The sequence below is a fragment of the Lysinibacillus fusiformis genome (genome assembly GCF_016925635.1).
Taxonomy (GTDB): Bacteria; Bacillota; Bacilli; order Bacillales_A; family Planococcaceae; genus Lysinibacillus; species Lysinibacillus fusiformis_F.
In genome coordinates, this window is the sequence record NZ_CP070490.1 from 4,104,809 (window position 1) to 4,124,148 (window position 19,340).

The 19,340-nt window shown below is 37.0% G+C and carries 19 protein-coding genes and 2 riboswitches; of the genes, 17 read left to right on the forward strand and 2 right to left on the reverse strand.

All coding sequences use genetic code 11. The features are described from left to right. The first annotated feature begins 33 nt into the window (after nucleotides 1-33). The 5 genes from JTI58_RS20150 (at nucleotide 34) to JTI58_RS20170 (ending at nucleotide 4,438) form a co-directional block, all read left to right on the forward strand. A complete protein-coding gene (locus JTI58_RS20150) occupies nucleotides 34-240 on the forward strand; it encodes a thymidylate synthase (protein WP_205443298.1) in 207 nt (68 codons plus the stop codon). A gap of 105 nt (nucleotides 241-345) precedes the next feature. Next, entirely contained in the window at nucleotides 346-759 is a 414-nt protein-coding gene (locus JTI58_RS20155; RefSeq protein WP_205443299.1) for an Rrf2 family transcriptional regulator, read from the forward strand. A 70-nt stretch (nucleotides 760-829) separates the two neighbouring features. Next, nucleotides 830-1,459, forward strand: coding sequence for an NAD(P)-dependent oxidoreductase (locus tag JTI58_RS20160; RefSeq protein ID WP_205443301.1), 630 nt, complete (start codon nucleotides 830-832; stop codon nucleotides 1,457-1,459). 155 nt (nucleotides 1,460-1,614) lie between these two features. After that, nucleotides 1,615-3,033, forward strand: coding sequence for an aspartate ammonia-lyase (gene aspA, locus JTI58_RS20165; RefSeq protein WP_205443302.1), 1,419 nt, complete (start codon nucleotides 1,615-1,617; stop codon nucleotides 3,031-3,033). A 160-nt stretch (nucleotides 3,034-3,193) separates the two neighbouring features. Continuing rightward, nucleotides 3,194-4,438: a methyl-accepting chemotaxis protein gene (locus JTI58_RS20170; protein WP_205443303.1), complete on the forward strand. Its 1,245-nt coding sequence runs from the start codon at nucleotides 3,194-3,196 to the stop codon at nucleotides 4,436-4,438. 126 nt (nucleotides 4,439-4,564) lie between these two features. Here the strand turns inward: JTI58_RS20170 and JTI58_RS20175 are convergent, their stop codons facing one another. Continuing rightward, a complete protein-coding gene (locus JTI58_RS20175) occupies nucleotides 4,565-4,960 on the reverse strand; it encodes a YhfM domain-containing protein (RefSeq protein WP_243456431.1) in 396 nt (131 codons plus the stop codon). 111 nt (nucleotides 4,961-5,071) lie between these two features. On the opposite strand from JTI58_RS20175, the gene JTI58_RS20180 reads away from it, so the two are divergent. The 8 genes from JTI58_RS20180 to JTI58_RS20215 all read left to right on the forward strand — a co-directional run bounded on the left by JTI58_RS20180 (nucleotide 5,072) and on the right by JTI58_RS20215 (nucleotide 15,840). Next, nucleotides 5,072-5,452, forward strand: coding sequence for a PH domain-containing protein (locus JTI58_RS20180; RefSeq protein WP_205443306.1), 381 nt, complete (start codon nucleotides 5,072-5,074; stop codon nucleotides 5,450-5,452). A gap of 150 nt (nucleotides 5,453-5,602) precedes the next feature. Further along, complete coding sequence (locus JTI58_RS20185) at nucleotides 5,603-6,808, forward strand: DUF2399 domain-containing protein (protein ID WP_205443307.1); 1,206 nt, start codon at nucleotides 5,603-5,605, stop codon at nucleotides 6,806-6,808. Further along, complete coding sequence (locus JTI58_RS20190; protein WP_205443308.1) at nucleotides 6,790-8,199, forward strand: hypothetical protein; 1,410 nt, start codon at nucleotides 6,790-6,792, stop codon at nucleotides 8,197-8,199. Before JTI58_RS20185 ends, JTI58_RS20190 begins: the two co-directional genes overlap by 19 nt. Beyond that, nucleotides 8,153-8,821 (forward strand): hypothetical protein, encoded by a 669-nt coding sequence (locus JTI58_RS20195; protein WP_205447477.1) that lies wholly within the window; start codon nucleotides 8,153-8,155, stop codon nucleotides 8,819-8,821. The genes JTI58_RS20190 and JTI58_RS20195 overlap by 47 nt, the downstream gene beginning before the upstream one ends. After that, a complete protein-coding gene (locus JTI58_RS20200) occupies nucleotides 8,818-12,012 on the forward strand; it encodes an SMC family protein (protein WP_205443309.1) in 3,195 nt (1,064 codons plus the stop codon). Before JTI58_RS20195 ends, JTI58_RS20200 begins: the two co-directional genes overlap by 4 nt. 123 nt (nucleotides 12,013-12,135) lie before the next feature. Then, nucleotides 12,136-12,319: riboswitch (cobalamin riboswitch) on the forward strand. A gap of 177 nt (nucleotides 12,320-12,496) precedes the next feature. Beyond that, the gene (locus JTI58_RS20205) at nucleotides 12,497-13,411 is read left to right on the forward strand and encodes a tyrosine-type recombinase/integrase (protein ID WP_205443310.1); all 915 of its coding nucleotides are present in this window, start codon (nucleotides 12,497-12,499) and stop codon (nucleotides 13,409-13,411) included. 709 nt (nucleotides 13,412-14,120) lie between these two features. Beyond that, nucleotides 14,121-14,753: a hypothetical protein gene (locus tag JTI58_RS20210; protein ID WP_205443311.1), complete on the forward strand. Its 633-nt coding sequence runs from the start codon at nucleotides 14,121-14,123 to the stop codon at nucleotides 14,751-14,753. Nucleotides 14,754-14,967: 214 nt separating this feature from the next. Further along, complete coding sequence (locus JTI58_RS20215; RefSeq protein ID WP_205443312.1) at nucleotides 14,968-15,840, forward strand: hypothetical protein; 873 nt, start codon at nucleotides 14,968-14,970, stop codon at nucleotides 15,838-15,840. 148 nt (nucleotides 15,841-15,988) lie between these two features. Next, a riboswitch (cobalamin riboswitch) is annotated at nucleotides 15,989-16,165 on the forward strand. 301 nt (nucleotides 16,166-16,466) lie between these two features. Here the strand turns inward: JTI58_RS20215 and JTI58_RS20220 are convergent. Next, nucleotides 16,467-16,688 (reverse strand): helix-turn-helix domain-containing protein, encoded by a 222-nt coding sequence (locus JTI58_RS20220; RefSeq protein ID WP_205443313.1) that lies wholly within the window; start codon nucleotides 16,686-16,688, stop codon nucleotides 16,467-16,469. A 154-nt stretch (nucleotides 16,689-16,842) separates the two neighbouring features. On the opposite strand from JTI58_RS20220, the gene JTI58_RS20225 reads away from it, so the two are divergent. The 4 genes from JTI58_RS20225 (at nucleotide 16,843) to JTI58_RS20240 (ending at nucleotide 19,220) form a co-directional block, all read left to right on the forward strand. Further along, a complete protein-coding gene (locus JTI58_RS20225) occupies nucleotides 16,843-17,100 on the forward strand; it encodes a hypothetical protein (RefSeq protein WP_205443314.1) in 258 nt (85 codons plus the stop codon). A gap of 1,019 nt (nucleotides 17,101-18,119) precedes the next feature. After that, nucleotides 18,120-18,515, forward strand: a complete 396-nt coding sequence (locus JTI58_RS20230) for a hypothetical protein (RefSeq protein WP_205443315.1) — start codon at nucleotides 18,120-18,122, stop codon at nucleotides 18,513-18,515. Then, nucleotides 18,512-18,682, forward strand: coding sequence for a hypothetical protein (locus JTI58_RS20235; protein ID WP_205443316.1), 171 nt, complete (start codon nucleotides 18,512-18,514; stop codon nucleotides 18,680-18,682). The genes JTI58_RS20230 and JTI58_RS20235 overlap by 4 nt, the downstream gene beginning before the upstream one ends. 43 nt (nucleotides 18,683-18,725) lie before the next feature. After that, nucleotides 18,726-19,220: a helix-turn-helix domain-containing protein gene (locus JTI58_RS20240; RefSeq protein ID WP_205443317.1), complete on the forward strand. Its 495-nt coding sequence runs from the start codon at nucleotides 18,726-18,728 to the stop codon at nucleotides 19,218-19,220. Nucleotides 19,221-19,340: the final 120 nt, after the last annotated feature.

Below are 19,340 nucleotides of genomic sequence, written 5' to 3' on the forward strand. Positions count from 1 at the left end.
CCTAAGCTATAATGGCTGTGGAGGTGTTTTTTTATGAACGTTATTTTTATCGATTCTTTTTCTGGGGAAGAGCTGTTACATATGGTGTCACAAGATGTAGCAGGCATTTTGGCAGCAGCACAGGGAGAAAGCGTGACATTTCCTGGAGGTCACTTTAAATATGAATTTCACAATTTAGATTTTTATGAGGACAATGGCCAAATACGTCAGGAATTAGTGATTTATGTGAAAAAAATATAAGCCATACATTAGCAACAGAAAAACGGGCAACAATACATACAGGTCACAGTGCTTGACTTTTTTCTGTACCTGTAACTATAATAGTTACAACAGGTGGTGATACATATGGTGAACAGTCGATTTTCGGTAGCGATCCATATTCTTTCGCTCATTGCCACAATATCTGATAAAAGTCTGCTAACGTCTGACTTTATTGCTGGAAGTGTCAATACCAATCCAGTCGTTGTAAGACGAATGATTGGTGTGCTAAAAAAAGCAGGCTTACTTTCTTCTCATTCTGGCATGGCTGGCTATGAGTTGTTAGTGGAGCCAAAGGATTTAACACTATTAGCTATTTATCAGGCGATTGATGGACCAGAGCAGCTTTTTGCGATTCATGATGAGCCGAATCCAGCGTGTGCAGTAGGTCAAAAAATCCAGCATACATTGGAGGGTGTCTATACATCTGTGTGGCAGGCAATGGAAGAGCAATTACAAGCACAGACGCTACAGGATGTGCTAGATCAGCTTCGTACTTAGACGGAGATGGTCTTCTTGTATCCAACCTGTAACTAAAATGGTTACAACTAAACCTTAGGAGGAATAAATCATGAAAATTGCCGTAATTGGTGCAACAGGGAAAGCAGGACAAAAAATAGTAGAGGAAGCACTACAACGTGGGCATGACGTAACAGCCATCGTTCGTTCAGCAGCAAAAGCGACAGCCGCGATTCCAGTAATTGAAAAAGATGTGTTTGATGTGACACAAGAAGATGTAAAAGGCTTCGATGTGGTTGTCAATGCATTTGGTGCACCAGCTGGACAAGAAGAGTTACATGTAAAAGCTGGGCGTCATTTGATCTCGATTTTCCAAGGTATTGCTACAAAATTAGTGGTTGTAGGGGGAGCGGGCAGTCTATTTGTGGACCCAGAGAAAAAAGTGCGTGTGATGGATACACCAGATTTCCCAGCAATATACTTAGCGACAGCGCAAAATCAAGGACATAACCTACAGGATTTGCAACAATCATCCATTACTTGGACATTTATCAGTCCATCTGCATTTTTCGATCCAGAAGGACCACGTACAGGTCACTATACAGCAGGTGTCGACCATTTATTAGTAAATGATGCAGGGGAAAGCTATGTCAGCTATGCCGATTATGCCGTTGCTGTCGTAGATGAATTAGAAAACCCACAGCATGTCAATAGCCGTTTCACAGTAACGTCAAATAAATAATAAAATGCAACCGAGCGTAGGAAATGCGCTCGGTTTCTTGTGATTTTTTTGCTTTTTTGAAGGATTTTTTTCGTTTACAGAAAAATGACTGTTTACAATACGACTTTTATTAGCTACTATCAAGTGTGAGTATTACATAAAAGGAGACGACAATCATGTCAACACAACGTATAGAAAAAGATTTTTTAGGTGAGCGCGTATTACCAGCAGAGGCTTATTACGGAATTCAAACATTACGTGCAACGGAAAACTTCCCAATTACAGGCTACACAATTCACTCTTCACTTATTAAGGCGATGGGGATTGTGAAGAAGGCAGCGGCTTTAAGTAATATGGAAGTACACCTATTATCAAAAGAAATTGGTGAGGCAATTGTCGAAGCAGCACAAGAAGTAATTGATGGCAAATGGGATGCAGAATTCCTTGTAGACCCAATCCAAGGTGGAGCAGGTACATCCATCAATATGAATGCTAATGAAGTCATCGCCAACCGTGCCCTAGAAATTTTGGGGAAAGAAAAAGGTGACTATCACACAGTAAGTCCAAACAGTCATGTTAATATGTCACAATCAACAAATGATGCGTTCCCAACAGCTATTCATATCGCTGTGTTAAATTTAATAGATGAATTATTAGTAACGATGGATTATATGCAATCGGTTTTCCATCAAAAAGCAGAGCAATTTGCACATGTCATTAAAATGGGTCGTACGCATTTACAGGATGCCGTGCCAATTCGCTTAGGACAAGAGTTTGAAGCTTATTGCCGCGTGATTAACCGTGATATCGTACGCATTCGTCAAACACGTCCAAATTTATATGATGTGAACATGGGTGCAACGGCTGTCGGAACAGGCTTAAATGCCTTCCCAGACTACATTAAATCCGTTGATGAGCATCTTGCTGAAATTTCTGGTTTACCATTAAAAGGTGCGACACATTTAGTGGACGCGACACAAAATACAGATGCTTATACAGAAGTATCAGGTGCTTTAAAAATCTGTATGATTAATATGTCTAAAATTGCTAACGACTTACGTTTAATGGCTTCTGGTCCACGCGCAGGCTTAGGAGAAATCCTGTTACCAGCTCGTCAACCAGGATCTTCAATTATGCCAGGTAAAGTCAACCCAGTTATGCCAGAGGTACTGAACCAAGTAGCCTTCCAAGTAATCGGGAATGACCATACAATCTCTCTAGCATCTGAAGCTGGCCAATTAGAATTAAACGTAATGGAGCCTGTATTAGTGTTCAACCTAATCCAATCCATTAGCATTATGAATAATGTTTTCCGTGCGTTTACAGAAAACTGCTTAAAAGATATCGAAGCAAATGAAGAGCGCATGAAAGAATATGTTGAGAAAAGTGTAGGGGTACTAACTGCTGTAAACCCACATATTGGCTATGAAGTAGCAGCACGTCTTGCACGTGAAGCCATTCTAACTGGTCGTTCCATTCGTGAGCTTTGCATTGAAGAAGGCGTCCTAACAAAAGAACAATTAGACTTAATTTTAGATCCTTATGAAATGACACACCCAGGTATTGCGGGCTCTAGTATCATGAAATTAAAATAAAGCGAGAAATGATGGACTGTAGACATGCCCTAAAAGGCTGTCTACAGTCTTTTTTTGTAGACCTTTCCTCATGTGAAAATAGAGCGTATCCTTATGCGTTTTAGGATTATTCAACTATAATAATGGTATGGAAGACATATTTTAGTTGGGGGAATTTGTTATGAGTTTACGAAAAAAGAGTTTACTTGGCTTTTCCGTTTTAAATGTTTTAATGATTATTATTTTATTCATCGATTTAGCCAATGTAACGACATTAGATTGGTTTTCTACCGTGTTAACGATTGTAGGAATCGCTATTACACTATCTTACACGGTGTATGTCCACTACAAAGTGATACAGCCTATCAAACAATTAACAGAGGCAGCACAAGGGATTACGGCAGGCCAATTAGATACAGTTGTCATTGAGGTTCGTGACAATAGTGAAATTTCTCAACTAGCGCAATCCTTTTTAGAGATGCAGGAACAATTACGAACAATGACACAAAAAATCGCACACAGCTCTACGGATTTATCAGCAAGCATTGAGGAATTATCGGCAAGTACGAATGAAATTACGCTAGCTGTGGAAGAAGTCGATCAACAAATGGAGAAGACGTCAGACGGCTTGAAGCAAGCGGCGCAATCTGCGAATGATAGTGCCCAGTCTATGCAAGAAACCGTTGATGGAATTGAGCGAATTACAGTAGCCACACAAGATGTGTTCGTGCATGCGAAAGATGCCAGCGAAATAGCGGGAAATGGTGCAAATATTTTACATGTGGCAAAAGAACAAATGCAATTCATTTCCTCATCAACAGAAAAAACGAGTGGGCTGATGCAGCAATTATCCCTTAAAATGTCAGATATTAAATCGATGACAGACATGATTACAGCTATTACGGATCAAACGAATCTATTAGCATTAAATGCGGCGATAGAAGCAGCACGCGCTGGAGAGCATGGTAAAGGCTTCGCCGTTGTAGCTGAAGAAGTACGCCAATTAGCAGAGCAATCAAAGCACTCCGCTACACAAATTGTAGATTTAGTTGTGGGAATAGAAAGTGATACAAAACAGGTCGCTTCATCAGTGGAAGATGATTTGAAAAATGTCCAACAGGGGGTCTATGTCATTGACGAGGCAACAAAATCATTTGGCACGATCTCACAGCATGTTAGTCAGATGACGAGTCAGCTTGAGGATATTTCGACGACAGCTGAGCAGCTTTCAAGCAGCGCCAATGAAGTGGCATCCACTGTGACAACCATCGCAGCTGGCATGGGCAAGCTATCGAATTATACAGAAGCTGTGTTACATTCAATGGATGAGCAAACAGCCTCTATGCAAGCTGTTAATCATGTCACACAGGATTTAAGTGTTCAAGCCGATAACTTACAAAAGTTAACAAATCAATTTCGTGTCTAGGCAAGAAATAGATATTTTCAAGATTGTTTAGTCCTAAATAAGCACCTCCATCAATACTACGAAAAGCCACACAATGGCACTAATTGATCGTAAAAACACTTTCCTAGAATACGTGGAAAGTGTTTTTTATTGTCGAACCAGCGCAGCTAATTTCTCAGTGAAATCCTCTGAAATTGTGTAAATTGAATGGGTATCCTTGACATGCATCAAACTACTGTTTTGATCTTTATCACCTAACCAAAGGTGATAGCCATATTTGTTTCCTGCCGTATCCACTATTTGTACATCATATTCAGGTTTAGCCATATCGACAATACCCTCGTTTTTGACCGCTGTTGCAATGACTTGTTGGAATAGTGTAAGTGATTCTTCATCCGTATATTCTTTAAAAAAATCAGTGTTCACCTTGTAAAATTTAGCACCAATAGAAATGCTGACCTTAGCTACATCACCATCGGGTACACTATTTTCATTACATCCTAGTAAAACAACGGCTATTAGAGACAATAAAGCAATCATCATTGTTCGCAACCTCTCACCCCCTCTGTATGCTAAATAATACCATCATTTTCTGTCGTAGCTCTTACTTTTTTGTAATACATTAAATAAACGACAGCGAAAGGGGGACAGATAATGGGCTTATTTGATGGATTAATCGGCAATGCAAGCGAGGTGAATTTAGAAAAACTACAGGAGGAGGTCCATGATTTATTAATTCCAAACGAGACAATCAAGAATGCCTATAAAATTATTAGAGACACGTTTATTTTTACCAATAAACGATTAATCCTCATCGATAAGCAAGGGGTGACTGGCAAGAAAACGGAGTATCATTCCATTCCCTATAAAAATATCGTTCATTTTTCAGTAGAAACAGCCGGTACATTTGATTTAGATGCAGAGCTCAAAATATGGGTGTCTGGCAGTCCGTTGCCGATTCAAAAAAACTTCAATAAGGCGACAAATATTTATAAAGTGCAAAGCGTCTTAGCGCAGTATGTTTTGGGGACGTGAGGATTCAATAGGTTATGAAAGCCCACATTTATGTGAGGCTTTTTTTGTTGTAGAGGACTAGCCCTTCGTTAATTCGATAAGTAATACCCTGTCCAACATAGTATAATAAAGCAATAAATAGTCTCTTGAAGAGATAAAGGGGAATCTATAGTGGAATATGAAGAAAAGACCTCAATTGAATTTTTAAACGAAGTTGTTTTGAGGGCAGGTGAAAAAATTGAGAAGGTTGAATACCAAGGGCCTATTCAAACAGTAACGATTGTAAGAAGGTCCGCACGTATTTACAAAAAGGTTGCCCAAATCAAAGTAGCAAAGCAGCCCATTTGGAAGACAACTATTCCACAGGAGCTTGTGAAATATAAATTTTCACCAAAAGTAAATCGCCTACTAAATGAACCATTTGAAACGATTCAGGACTGGCTCCAGGAAGGGTGGATAATACGAGAGATTCGTTATCATGTAGATGGTATAAGTATCAAAGATGATGTCTATCGGATGGGTCCCGCCTATCTGTTTGCGCTTAAATATCGTAAAAGTAAAGAACAACAGCAATATGAGCTACAACTAGAACAGTTACGAAAGCAAGCGGATGACCTACAAATGTCGCCACTGTTTCTACATGCACTGTCAGCGGAAGCAATGCCTCGTTATTGGAGTCGTGTAAAGCAATTAAAGTTTATGCAGTTTTGTATTGCTATGTACCAGCTTGCTCAGCAAAAAGACTTATTTGACTTTAAAGAAATAGGTGCGACATATGAAGATCGAATTGGTGGTTCGAAAATGTTTGATCAGGAGCGAGAGGAATTTTTAGCCCATCTCGCACAATTAGGCATCGATGCCCCGTCTTATGGCCTTGTAAGCTCAGGAAAAATCGTGCCAATCTATTTTACTGGACATGCACAATCAGAGCTAGCCTCCTATCATCTTGGTGCAGTTCATGCAACAACAGATAATACAGTGTTACAAACGACATTTACAACTTCCAACACGACACTATGGCTTGTGGAAAATAGGGCTATTTTAACACGTATGGCAACGGAAAGTGAATTTCTACGAGAAAGCCATTCATTTGTGCTTTGTTTGGATGGGCAAATTCGATCCGCTCATAAGCAATTTATCAAACAGTTGCTTAAAAGTTCCATACAACAAGTACTGATTTGGACGGATTATGATGAGGCAGGACTAACAATTGCTAAAAAAGCTATTCAGCTTCTTTCTTGTCCCTTTAAAATTATTGGACGAGATTCGCAAATTTTTACGGATATTGAAACTTACGAGCAGTGGCTTCAGCATGAAAATCGTCATGAGCAAGAGCAACAATTGGGAGGAGTGAACGAATGGAAAATGTGGATGTAAATGCACCCATTTCGATTTTTCACAGTGATTATTTTTCAGCTGAATTTATGAAATCAATGCGAGATTTAGCTTCTCTGTCAGCTGTCTTAAAAGACTTAAGCACGGAAAAAATGTATGATTCACCAATGGAAATTATCCGCTTTTTAAATATTATTCAATTATTAAATACGGCATCTTTAGGTATTGGAGATCCGATTGATCATGAAGATACGCTTTATTATCGCTACCGCCATACATATGAGAATGACTCTGAGCCACCGACGCTTCAGTACATTCAACGTGTGCTCCATATTTTAGAACGCAATAATTGGGTTGTAAAGCAGACGCGGCAAATTAAATTAATGGACAGAGGCAAGCGTATGATGGATGGCTTAATTCGTATGGGAAATGATGCACTTGCTTATTATTTACAAGATGATATTGGCCGTTCACTATTTCAGGCAAGACGTGATGCAGAAATTAGTGCAGCCTATGATGATAAAGGCATTTCAGGTGGAAATAAAATTGCGTCGATGATTTATAATGTAGAGCAAGCCGTTGAGCAATTAGAAAATAGACAGCTTGAATTTTTGGCTGATCGCAATGCCTTGCCACAACTAGAAAAAATCAATCAGTTAATGTTGGGGCTAGAGGAAAAAATGACGGAGCGTTTAGCACAATTCCAAACGATAGAGGAAAGTCTTGTAATGAGTGACTTGATGCACCGTGGAACGGCAGCCATTACAAAGGGCACAACATTAAGTTTAAGCGTATTAACTAAATATGTGCGTTTCGTTACGATGCAATTAACACCGATGGAAGAGGCTATTTCCCCTGAAAAAGTACGAAATTTCATCTTGGCGATGTATAACCCACCCTTGCATAGTAATATCCCGACAGCACATGATATCTTTAGCTTTATGGAACAAAATCAATATGAAGAAGAAACATTTGATGGCATGTGGATGCCGGTAAAGTTTGCTGCACCTATAGGACATCAAGATATTAATGATGCTATCCATTATTTAGCCACCTATGAGCCAAAACGTGAGGGAGATATCATTGACCGAGAGGAGCCAGAATATAGAGAAGTAGAAATGGTGGGAGATTCCATTGAAGAAATGTTTGAGCAAGCTGCTTGGCAAATGACAAAGGCCCAAATCGACACAACGAAAATAGAAAGTTACTTAGATGACCATGGAGAGAGTGAAATAGAGGAATTAATCGTGCGAGCTAGCTCGAACAAATGGCATGATGCCGTTTTATCAATGCTCGCTGTTTCTGCTTTAACAAGCAGTAAAAAAATAGACAGGTCACCTAAAGCGGAGACGGCAAACTTTGAAAAAGAATGGGAGTGGATTAATGATGACGACAAACGATATACCATATATAAGCTCTTTAGCGATGATTGATCATCTAAAAGGCTATTTAACGACAGAGGAAGAATTGGCTTTTATGCAATTACTGTTTTCATCATCTGCCTCTATTAAGGGAGCGAATTATGGATTGCGTCGGAAGGAGTTAGAAAAATTATTAGGTATAAAAAATGACGACAATGCTTTGCAATCCTTTATAGATCGCGTAAATGGAGCTTTAAATCGCTATTTCAAAATTATTTATGATGAGAGGCGTGATCGTGTTGTTGTCATGATGCGAATCACAGCGAAAAATGCAAAATCTACATTGAGTAGTGAAGCATTGGCGATTTTACTCTATATGTTTTACCAGCAAGAAGTATTAGGCCATGAATTTACATTAGTACATCAAATTTTAGTTGATTTTGGCCATGAGTCTTTAAATGCTAATAGAAGAATGAAAAGTAATATCGACCAATTAAAAAAGGTGGGAGCTGTTGAAGATTATGAAGCATCTTCAGAAGAGGCATATCAATTAACAACAATAGGTGTTCATTTATTCTCCGAATCTTTTTTACGTCGTACAGTCGAATTTGCGCAAGAAACAAAGTTGAATAAAGAAGAAGTGATGAAATTTTTTAACCGTTATAACTTACATGTGGAGGAGGACAAAGAATGATTCCTTACGTGTTGAAAATACAGGGTGTACGTGACTATCCACCAACAAGGGTGATACTAGGTGAAGCCGATGAACACGTATTAATAACAGGTCCAAATGGTGTCGGAAAGTCAACATTAACGTTTTGCATAGGGGCTATATTATATTCTGCAAAAGTAGATATTGAAGGGCTACGCTCGAGTAATTTACAAGCAAATGAAGCATGGTATGCGAAATTATCGTTAGTGTTTAAAAATGAAGGCATGACCCGCATTGATGCGCCGCCATTTATTGCATTTGAATTAATTGTACAACAAGCTGTGAAAAATGGTGCCTTGCAAAAAGAGTATCGTATAACAACAGGAGATTCAGAAGATACGTTAACGAACATAACATCTTATACTTCTGGCAATATAGCAGGACGGAATTTCGGAGCTTACAAAGAAGATTTACAAATTAAATATAAAATTGATCCAGATTTGTATCATTTAATTTGGTATCAGCAAGAAGTGAACCAATTTGCCGCCATGAACCCTGAGGAAAGATTTCGTCAATTTAGTAATATGTTTCATATTGCTGATATGCAAAAAGAATGGGAAGCGGCATTAGAAGGAATTAGAGAAGCTAAACAAGAAATCATCCATTTATCGTCCATTGTAAAAACAGCTGAACATAATCTAACCATTGCAGAAAATGATCTCAACGCCTTTTTAAATAATAAAAAACGTATTCTGGAAAACGGTCGTCTGTATTATACATATACAAATGTTCTACTGCAAAAATATTCAAATGAATGCTCTGATACACAAGCTATTCTTCAGCAATTGCAGGAAGAAGAAGCACAAATAGGGACAAAGCAAAAATTACTGTTGCACGAAAAGGAGCGTACAGGTCAACATTTAATTCAAGTAGTGAATGAGTGCGAACAGGTTGAAGCACAAATTATTGAGTCAAAGACATTATTAAATGAGGAAGTACAGCAGGAAAAAACACTACTAGGGCGATATAGTGAGCTTTCTGCACAGCTAGAATCAATTTCCGATAAAGCAAAGCGACTACGTTTCGATGAACAAACAACCTGGGAAAAACAAAAAGCAACAGCCTTTCTACTAAAACAAGTTGAAGAGCAAGATAAGCAACTAAAAACAAAAGAACAACAATTAAGAGAAAACGAACGACTTTTGAATAGTGAAAGCGCACGAGTGACGATACATTTCGAAAACCTGAAAAAAGATCTAGTGGAAGCACGTAAGATCGTCCATTTATATCAAAGTAGCCGTTTTATTTTAAGTCAACTAGATGCTGCAAATCTCCAGCAACATCAATTTTTAAAGGAAAAACAGTTATTATCTTCCGCCATCCAAGAGAAGCAGAAAATCATCCAGCAGCTACAACAAAATAAAGTAAGATCTGCTCGTCAACAACAAGGACTAGAAGACTTACATAGACAAGGTATAGAGGCATATACATTACGTGATTTAATTTCGTTGACACCAAGTGCGCCTTTAAAGTTAGAGTCAAGTATTGAAGCGATTAAATACGCTATTTTTTATAATGCAGCGAGCTATAAGCCACTGAATGATTTGTATTATGTTTCATTAAAGCAGCTCATACCAAATCGTATGATTGACAATATCCCTCATTTAGGATTACAAATGCGTAGCGGACTATCTGAGCAACTACAAAACTATGCCAATAAAGCATTGTGGTGGATCGAGCAATTTTTCACTTCAACGCCTCGAATTGAGGCAGGTACGCTTATAGATGAACGTGGTGCTAGAGGCGCACAGGAACAACTGCAATTTATTCTAAGTGATGCAGCTATTCAACAAACCTTACAAGACCAGGCGAGTAACTTAAACAACCTGCAAGAGCGTCAAGTACAGTTAAATGCGCAGTATGATCATAATATCAAGCAAATTAACCAATTGCATGGAGACTTGCGCAAAATTCAACAGGCTGAAAGTACGCTATTGAAGGAAAGTGAACTGCATGCCTACGAAAGTCAACAGAAAGCTTTAACAGAGCAATTGTTAGCAATTTATGATGAGCAAGCGGAAATGGAAGCACAGCGGGAAACAGCTAGAAAACATCAGGCAGAACATTTTCAAGAGCTGCAATTGCTAGAGAAGGAGTGCCGCATTTATGAGGAGCTAGGGGCAGTGGCAGAGCAACAAATCGAGGTACAGCAAATGGAACAAACGTTAAAAGAATTACGCAAAACAATTAATGATTCCAAAAGAGAGTATCAGCAATGGACAGAGCAATTGGAGGAGCTGTCCAATGATAAACGTCAACTAAAATTACTAAAACAAAATCATGAATCAGAGCTTGAATTAATAAATAGTAATCTAACAAACTGTCGGCTACGTATGGTGAGAGCGCAAGAAAAAATCGAACAATTAGAGGCTAGCCAAGCAAGTCTAGTAATAAAACTACAGGAATTAGAGCATATTTTACCTGTCGAAGCATGTGTTGTTGATGAATCCATCTCCATTAAATGGTCTGAGGCAAGGTTAATTCATGGTAATGCAGAAAAAGCTGCTGCATTCGAAGCGGCACGCCTAGAAAAGGTCAATATTCATGCTGAAGTAAATTTTGAAAAAATGAAAGAAGATTTTGAGCGTAAAAATGCAGAATTAGCAAGTGCTGAAATACTTCTTGAGCAAAATGCGGGTTTTGCAGCAGATTTAGAAGATAAACTAGAAACGACCATTAATATGTATTTAACAAAGATTAATATGTTGTTCCAAAAGTATATGGATCTTTTTCATTTTGAGGGACATATCGAAAAAGAAAGAATAGAAGAGAAGGCAGGGCGTATTAAATACTTGCTTTATGTGAAAGCTCGTAAAATCGGTCATCAGGGTACTATGGAGGATGTTAGCTTGAAAGCACGAAATGGCAAAGTAGGTAAAGGTGTCTCAGGAGGGGAGGAATCGTTAAGCTCGCTCCTCTTTGCCTTAGCTTTATTGCAAAACCTCTCGATTGCCCCAAGCTATATCGTACTTGATGAATTTGATAGCGCACTAGATGATGAACGCAAGGACAAAGTATTTCATTTATATGCAAAAGAGTTAAATCGAAAGTTAATTATTTTATCTCCAAAAGCTCATGATAAAACCTATTACGACCATTTTTCCAAGGTATTTGTCATAGAACATAATTCATCTATTCCACAAAGTAGGATTGTTGGTTTCCAAAAGGTGTAGGACCATTTCGGTGAATGAAATTGTGTTTTAATCGAGCAAGAATTGACTTCTAAATGGCATTCCTTTACAATTAATTTTAATACTTTAATAGGAAAACGAGGTATTCTCGTTTCCTTACCAACTGAATAGCGTGTAGTAATAGGTGTAAATTGCGTGCAATTTGCTTAAAAGGGAAGTCGGTGCAAATCCGACACTGTCCCGCAACTGTAAATGTGAGCGACTTTTCAGCAACCACTGTCTTTGGACGGGAAGGAGAAAAGAAGCGATGACCATGAGTCAGGAGACCTGCCTGTTATGAGTACACACCAGTAACCTACGAGGAATAGCTTTTTACTATGGGATGGTGATACGCTACAAACATTGTCATATCAATATTTTCGAGTCTACATAATGAGATTTAGGATAGTGGGGTTACGCAGCCACTTTTCTAATTAACGAAGACACTTTCTTTAGATTCATTAATCTAAACGGGGGTGTCTTTTTTGTGTTGTTAAAATTCGCTATACAGGATTTTTTGGATGAAAAGGAACTGCAAAATCTAAGTAAACATACTTTACATAGTTACAGAGCTTTCTTTAGGGAGTTTAAAAGATGGCTATATGAAAAAGAGATAGTCGATGTAGATGATATTACACCCAAAATTATCAAAAGTTATCTTCTCTATTGTAAAAACGAACGTGGAAACGCAGCACCTACTATAAATACGAAACTGAAACATTTGAAAGCATTTTTTAATCATTTACAAGACAATGAGTTTTTGTTAAAGAATCCAATTATCAAAATAAGCAAGATGAAAGAAGATACACAAATTGAGGTATTTACTGATGTTCATATTAGAAAAATGCTGGCATATTACAGGCGAACAAAAGGGAAAGATAAGCAATTTTTAGCTTTTAGGAATAGTTGCATTATTACCACATTACTTGGAACAGGAATACGCATTGGAGAGCTGCTGAATTTGCAATGGTCGGATATTGATACAGAAAACTATTTAATGACTATTTATGGTAAAAATCGTAGACAAGAAACTGTACCGCTAACATCAAAGGTACTACAGGAATTGTTGGAATATAAGCTGTTCTGTGAACGGCACTTTGGTATATTATCAAATTTTGTATTTGTAAAGTACAACAATACTCAATTGACCTACGATTCGATTAAAAACATGTTTATGAAGTTACAAGAAGTCATGAACTTTACCGATGTTCGACTCTCAGCACATACGTTTAGACATACTTTTAGTCACCGATTTTTGATGTCGGGCGGAGACGTTTTCACGCTTCAAAAAATTTTAAGACATAAAAATCTCAGTATGACAGAAAAGTACCTCGCACTATGGGGAACGGCTCTACACGAACAGAATGAGAAATACAATCCATTGAATGATTTTGATTTATAGATAAAAGAAAGAGCCTAGCGTTATGAGCGCTAGACCTTAACAAAACGATCACACTATCGCTGGCAGGCAAATAGTGTTCACTCACAACTGAATATGAGCGATTATATGCCTTTATTTTACCTCGAAAATTCGTAAAATGCAAAGGCCTGCTTTCCTATTGTCTTTTTTAGGAACGCTCACTGACGAGCAGCCGTTAAGCGTCATTAAAAAACACGTCAGGTTAGCCGAGCCAACGCAGTAAATTCGGCTATATCGTAGACAAGCCGTTTCCTGTTACGGCTGCGATGAATTGGTGAGCGCCACCATTAAGGGCGCGGCATGGTTTATCGGCTAGTTACGGCTAGGGTAAGCATGTACAAGCGGACAATCAGCGTACAAATACGCTCAATTAAGGACTACCGCACGTCTAGGACGATAAATAGACGAGTACATACGGATAGAAATATCCCAATCTAACAGGAGCATACGAGAAACCCAGGACGTCACTATGACGCTGAAATATGCGGTTGTTACTTATTGTTGCTATTCGCGTATTTCTACGTGTCTAGCGATAATAGGTAACCTCTCTGCGCCGATTTCCCGGAGCGAGCAGCTATTCTGCTGAAAATGGGTGCGGTTGTCAAGTGGATATTTATGTTTATATTTTAAGGAGTGTTACTATTTAGAAAAATAGTTTAATATTAATTAAAAGGAATTTAAGGAGGTCATTATGAGGTCAAGTGTATTTAAAATTAAGGCTTCTCAAATAGATGAAACTAGAATCGACGAGACGACTCAATTGAATTTGTGGAAGATACATATTCCTATATTAAGTGCTTATAGTATAGAATATATAACTGAACACTGGGATCCTTTAAGTGGAGTTCTTGCTAATGAATGTGTTAATGGGAATATAATTGAATATCAGACTGATTTTCAAAAAGCAGAAGTAGCTGATTTATTTATGATCATACATTATCATGGTATTAAAGATTATGAGGCTTTATTTCCGTGGATAATAAATGATAATTTAAGAAAACGTATCGCTACCTTTTATGAAGAACTTGAAAGTAATTTTGAAAATGGTGTTTGGTTGTCAGCTTTACTATTAAGTGGTGCAGTATTAGAAGGGATATTAGCAGCAAAATTAGGTAAAATGGACAAAACATTAAATGACTTGATAACTTTGGCCAAAGAAAGACGGTTAGTTAACGAAAGTGATGCTACGTTATTAACCGAAATTAGAAAATATAGGAATATTGTTCATGCGAATAAATACAGGGATGAATATGTTACTAAACAAAAAGCTATGGATGTTAGAAGTATCATTGATAGAATTATTAAAAATTTCGCAGGATGTTAGTTATGTTTAAAAGCGGTGGGCTTAGCCTTCCGCATTTTTTATTTAATCTAGTGTTTGTTAGATGTAAGGTAACAACTTTCTCCTATTTCCTAATTTCATCAGCCATTCTGTTGAAAAATCGTGTACCTTTGTCAAACAAAATATATGGTTTTTGGATATTTCTATATAATGAACTAGGATAATTTAGTAAAATTTAATTTGGAGGTGTTCAAGTTTGATATTTGATATGACTGATTATAATAGCAACATTAAATCACTAGTAGATTTTTTAGACTTAACAGAAGAAGAAATTTCAGATTTTGTTTTAGAAAGCACAGATGTAATAGAGTTTTTGGAAGCGTTTAATATAGAAGATGAAAAACTTTTAGAAAAGGATATTGATTTAGTTAGCTTACATAGTACAGCCAGTATTGACAATTGTAAGTCAATTAAAGAAAAAGGGATAATTAACCTGCAAGATGCTGTGTCTCAAAAAAACCCAATAGGAGATTATTTAAAAAATAAGGATATCCAAATTAATATCGATGAGAAGTATATTTTATTTAAAGGTAATAAATTGGATATTAGTAAGGAAACTAAAGGATTTTGCTTGGAAGACGAAGATGAATATAGGAATCGTGTGATTCATAAATTTTATGGTGATTTTCAAATTAATGGATTTTTAAGTCATAGAAATGTGCTTACATACGGCGGTAATACAAGAAAAAGGCCTGAGATTCTTTTTGATTTAGCAAGATTTTTAAAGGATGAAAAAATTGAACTAGATTGGGTTAAAGATAAAAACAATAAGCACTACATAATTAAATTTAAACAACCTCTGAATTACTATATATATTTTACATTTGAGGCTGATTGGGATAGTGAATACGGAATCACGAAAGATAATTTAGAATACTTACCGAACGAGATAATAGAAGCAAAAGTAAAGAAATGGGTAATCCAAAAATCGCTCAATATAGTAAAGGATGGAGTATACGAACTTTATTCTTATGTAAATCCAAAAGTGAAAATCGAACCAAAAGATATAATGGAAATAATTACGGAACAAGAATACATTTCTAGGTACAAAATAATGAGTGATTATTGAAAACGTAGAGAAAAAGATAATTAAAACTTAAAAGACACAAGAGGCGTAGCCGTTAGTCGGCATGTGCTTTTTCTATGAAGCTTTAAATTTCTTTAAAATATTGACATAATTTTCATAAAGAGTTATTCTATATTCAGAATAAAATAAAATTACAAATTTATGTTTTGGTACTACTATATGTAGTTTAATAGGGAAGTTCGGTCTATTCCGACGCTGTCCCCGCAACTGTAAAGCTGACGATGATTGCAACCACTGTGCATTCGCATGGAAAGGAAATCAGAGAATGAAGCAAAGCCAGGAGACCTGCCAAACACTAATTTTCTCTAATAAAGACTTTTAGTGTTTAGCTTGTTTCGAGGTTTGCTTTTTTCTCTTTTTTCTTTGTCTCGAAATTTAGCTTGCTGATTTTATTAGACGTTTTATTCTTAAACTTTTCTAATTGGCAGGTGATAAAACAGTGGAAGTAGCTGCGTTAATTGTCAGTGTTGTAACTTGTGTTTGTATGATCATTTTTGAGATACTAAATATTTGTCTAAAAAATAATAACTAAACTTAAAGCAAAACAATTCGAGCGAGAAGTGCATAATTTTATCATGGTAGTGAAAATAAGAAAAGGACGATAGCCGTTATTGGCCGTCGTCTTTTTTGTTGTCTACTATTTCGATTAGATCGCTAATATCGCAATTTAAAGCTTTACAAACCTTCTCTAATGTATCGAACTTTATTCCATCAGTTTCCTCGTTATATAAGCGTGTAAGACCATTTCTATGTAATCCTGTTTCTTTTGCTAATTCAGAAATTTTCATTCTTTTCTCACCTAATAAACGAGATAAATGTACTTTAATCATATCTAATCACATTCCTTTTTTATTTCATTTTACACTGTAGTATATATTACTTCAAATTATTGTTGACAATGCACATTGTAGTGTATATTATATTATCTATAAAGCACATTGCGATGTGCATAAAATACATTCTGATGTAATTGGAGGTTATCTAATGTTTACTAAAATGCAAATTTTCGAAGTTGAGCCAGGATATTCTTATATAGTTGAAAGAACGCAGATTATTGATGGCGTATATCTAGAAGTATTTAAGCAACCAGGATACGAAGATGATGCGATTTTGTATATCGGTGATAATGAGCTTTTATTCAAGTGGGATGATGAAGCACGCTCTATCTTCTCCGAATTGGATACCGCAGAACCTATCGAATTGCTAGTGATCCTTGCGCAATCACCGAAAGTATTTCCTTAATATGTAATCGGACGATTAGGCACGTCTTACTTGCCACGACGGTTGGATAAATTGGAGACGATTCAATGCAGAGTGAAGGCGATCGGAGCGCAGATAGACGGATTCTATTGCGCTACATACATCAGAGCAGTTGGCGATGCTCACAGAATAACAACAGTATTGCAAAGTGCAGTATTCAGCTATTTAACATACAGGCGACTTTGTAAAGATTTAAACTAGCGGAGTGGTTGGCGACATTCCGTTAACGTAGAGAGAATTAACGAACTAGTTTCTATATATATATGACGGTTTTCATGCTGCACATGAGGACCGTTATTTTTTTATAACTTCGATATAGTTAGTAGGTATTTAGACTTATTTTGATATTTTATAAAAAAGATTGTCCCGATTCAACTCTTGTAACTCCACTAAGTAGAGTAAGGAGGTGCTTAAGGTGGTAGAAACCAAGCTCGTAATCGCAATGGTACCGCATTTTGAAAATTAATTTACGTAAAAGTGTGCGAAACTCATTTTTTTTGGCTATAAGTTTAGTGGGGAAGGAAATTAATATTAATAAAAGTGCGACAAACGGGAATTTTGTGGATATAAGTCAGTAGGAAGAAGTTTTTCTTTAAAAGTGTTAACGGAATGGCAATTTACAGACCAATATAAAGTAATAAAAGTTTTTCTCGTAGCTTGTTGCAAAGTGGGTAATCCAAGTCCGCTTATATAGTAGAACAAGTTTTTCATTCAATTTGTCCCAAAACACGACGTTTTAGTGTGCGGTATATAGTAGATTGATAATTTTATAAAAAGTGATATCAAAATTAATTTTTGCGTGGGAATAAGAAGTAGGAAGAAATTATCAAAACATGTCCGAAACTGAATTTTCATTCGGGTATACAAAGTAGGAGGCAAATTTTTAACCGAAAGTGTTAACGAAATTAAATTTTACCGTGCAGTATGTAGTAGAAGGCAATTCCGTCGATCAATCGGCGATCATATACAAAAAACTAATTAACTAAGGGAGAGATTTTATTATGACACAAACATTAAACCGCGTATTCAATGAGGAGAAAGAAAGTTATTTATATTACAACGAGGCTCTACTGAGTAACAACGTAATTATCGAACAATCCACAATTGAAACTGACGAAGGTTTTCAAACGATAATCGACGTGCTTCATTATAACGATATGGATGCTGTTCAATACACGTTATATTGGGGCAATCCATTATCAGCGATTCAAGTTTATCGAATAGTTAAGGACGTTCATGAGTTATACATCGAAAATACGTTAGGTGATTTCCTGCAATTGATGTACGAAATGAGTGAGGTATCATTAAGCGCATTGGCTCAGTCGAACTACGAAAATAGAGCAGAAATCAAGGAGAGGATTACGAGTTTATTCGAAGTAGTGGAGGTTCACGCATGAAAACGAAAGCTATCCGATCACTACGGCTTGCCAACGAGCTTGCCGCTAGTGGTCACCGCATATTATGGACAGAACCTTGCCGTAATTTACATGGCTATCAAGTATTTATCTTCGAAGATTCGCCAGCATTACAAGCGGTATTAACACAATCACGCAGACGACGATGATGATCCGCAGCCAATCTACTAAACTGCTAAAGGAGACGATTTTATGACAGAGAAGACAGAAGCGCCAAAAGAATTAGTTGTACAAAAGGCTTTACCGTTTAAGTATGATGCCGGGTGGACGGGCGTCCCTAACACAATTTTCGAAACTTATTCGTTTCATCCGAAATTTACTGGTTCAACGATGCTTGTTTACTTGTACTTATTGCTCCGTCACAACCATAACGAAGGCTACGCATGGCCGACGCATGACCAAATAGCGGATGCGATATGTATTAGTCGGACCACGGTTGGTTCAGCAATTAGGGCTTTAAAGGAATTGGACTTAATTATAGTTGAGCGCAATCCCACTCACGGTAACGATGTGTACTTCTTTAAGCGACCTATTGATGACCGATCTACATTTGAGCGCAAATTCCCAGAGGCATTAGAGAAAAGAATTAAGCATGAACAGTCGCGTCTATTAGATATTCAACAGAGGCATGAACGAAAAGAGGAGTTTGAAGCTAAACGTAGGGCAGCGAAGCAAGGTCTTTTGTGAATATATATTTACCAATGTGTAATTTTTACTTTACTGTGGTGCAATTTCTGTACCGTATAAAGAATTACTTATAAAGACTTACCTATAAAGACTTAAAACATTTAGCGCTCATTAATGCTT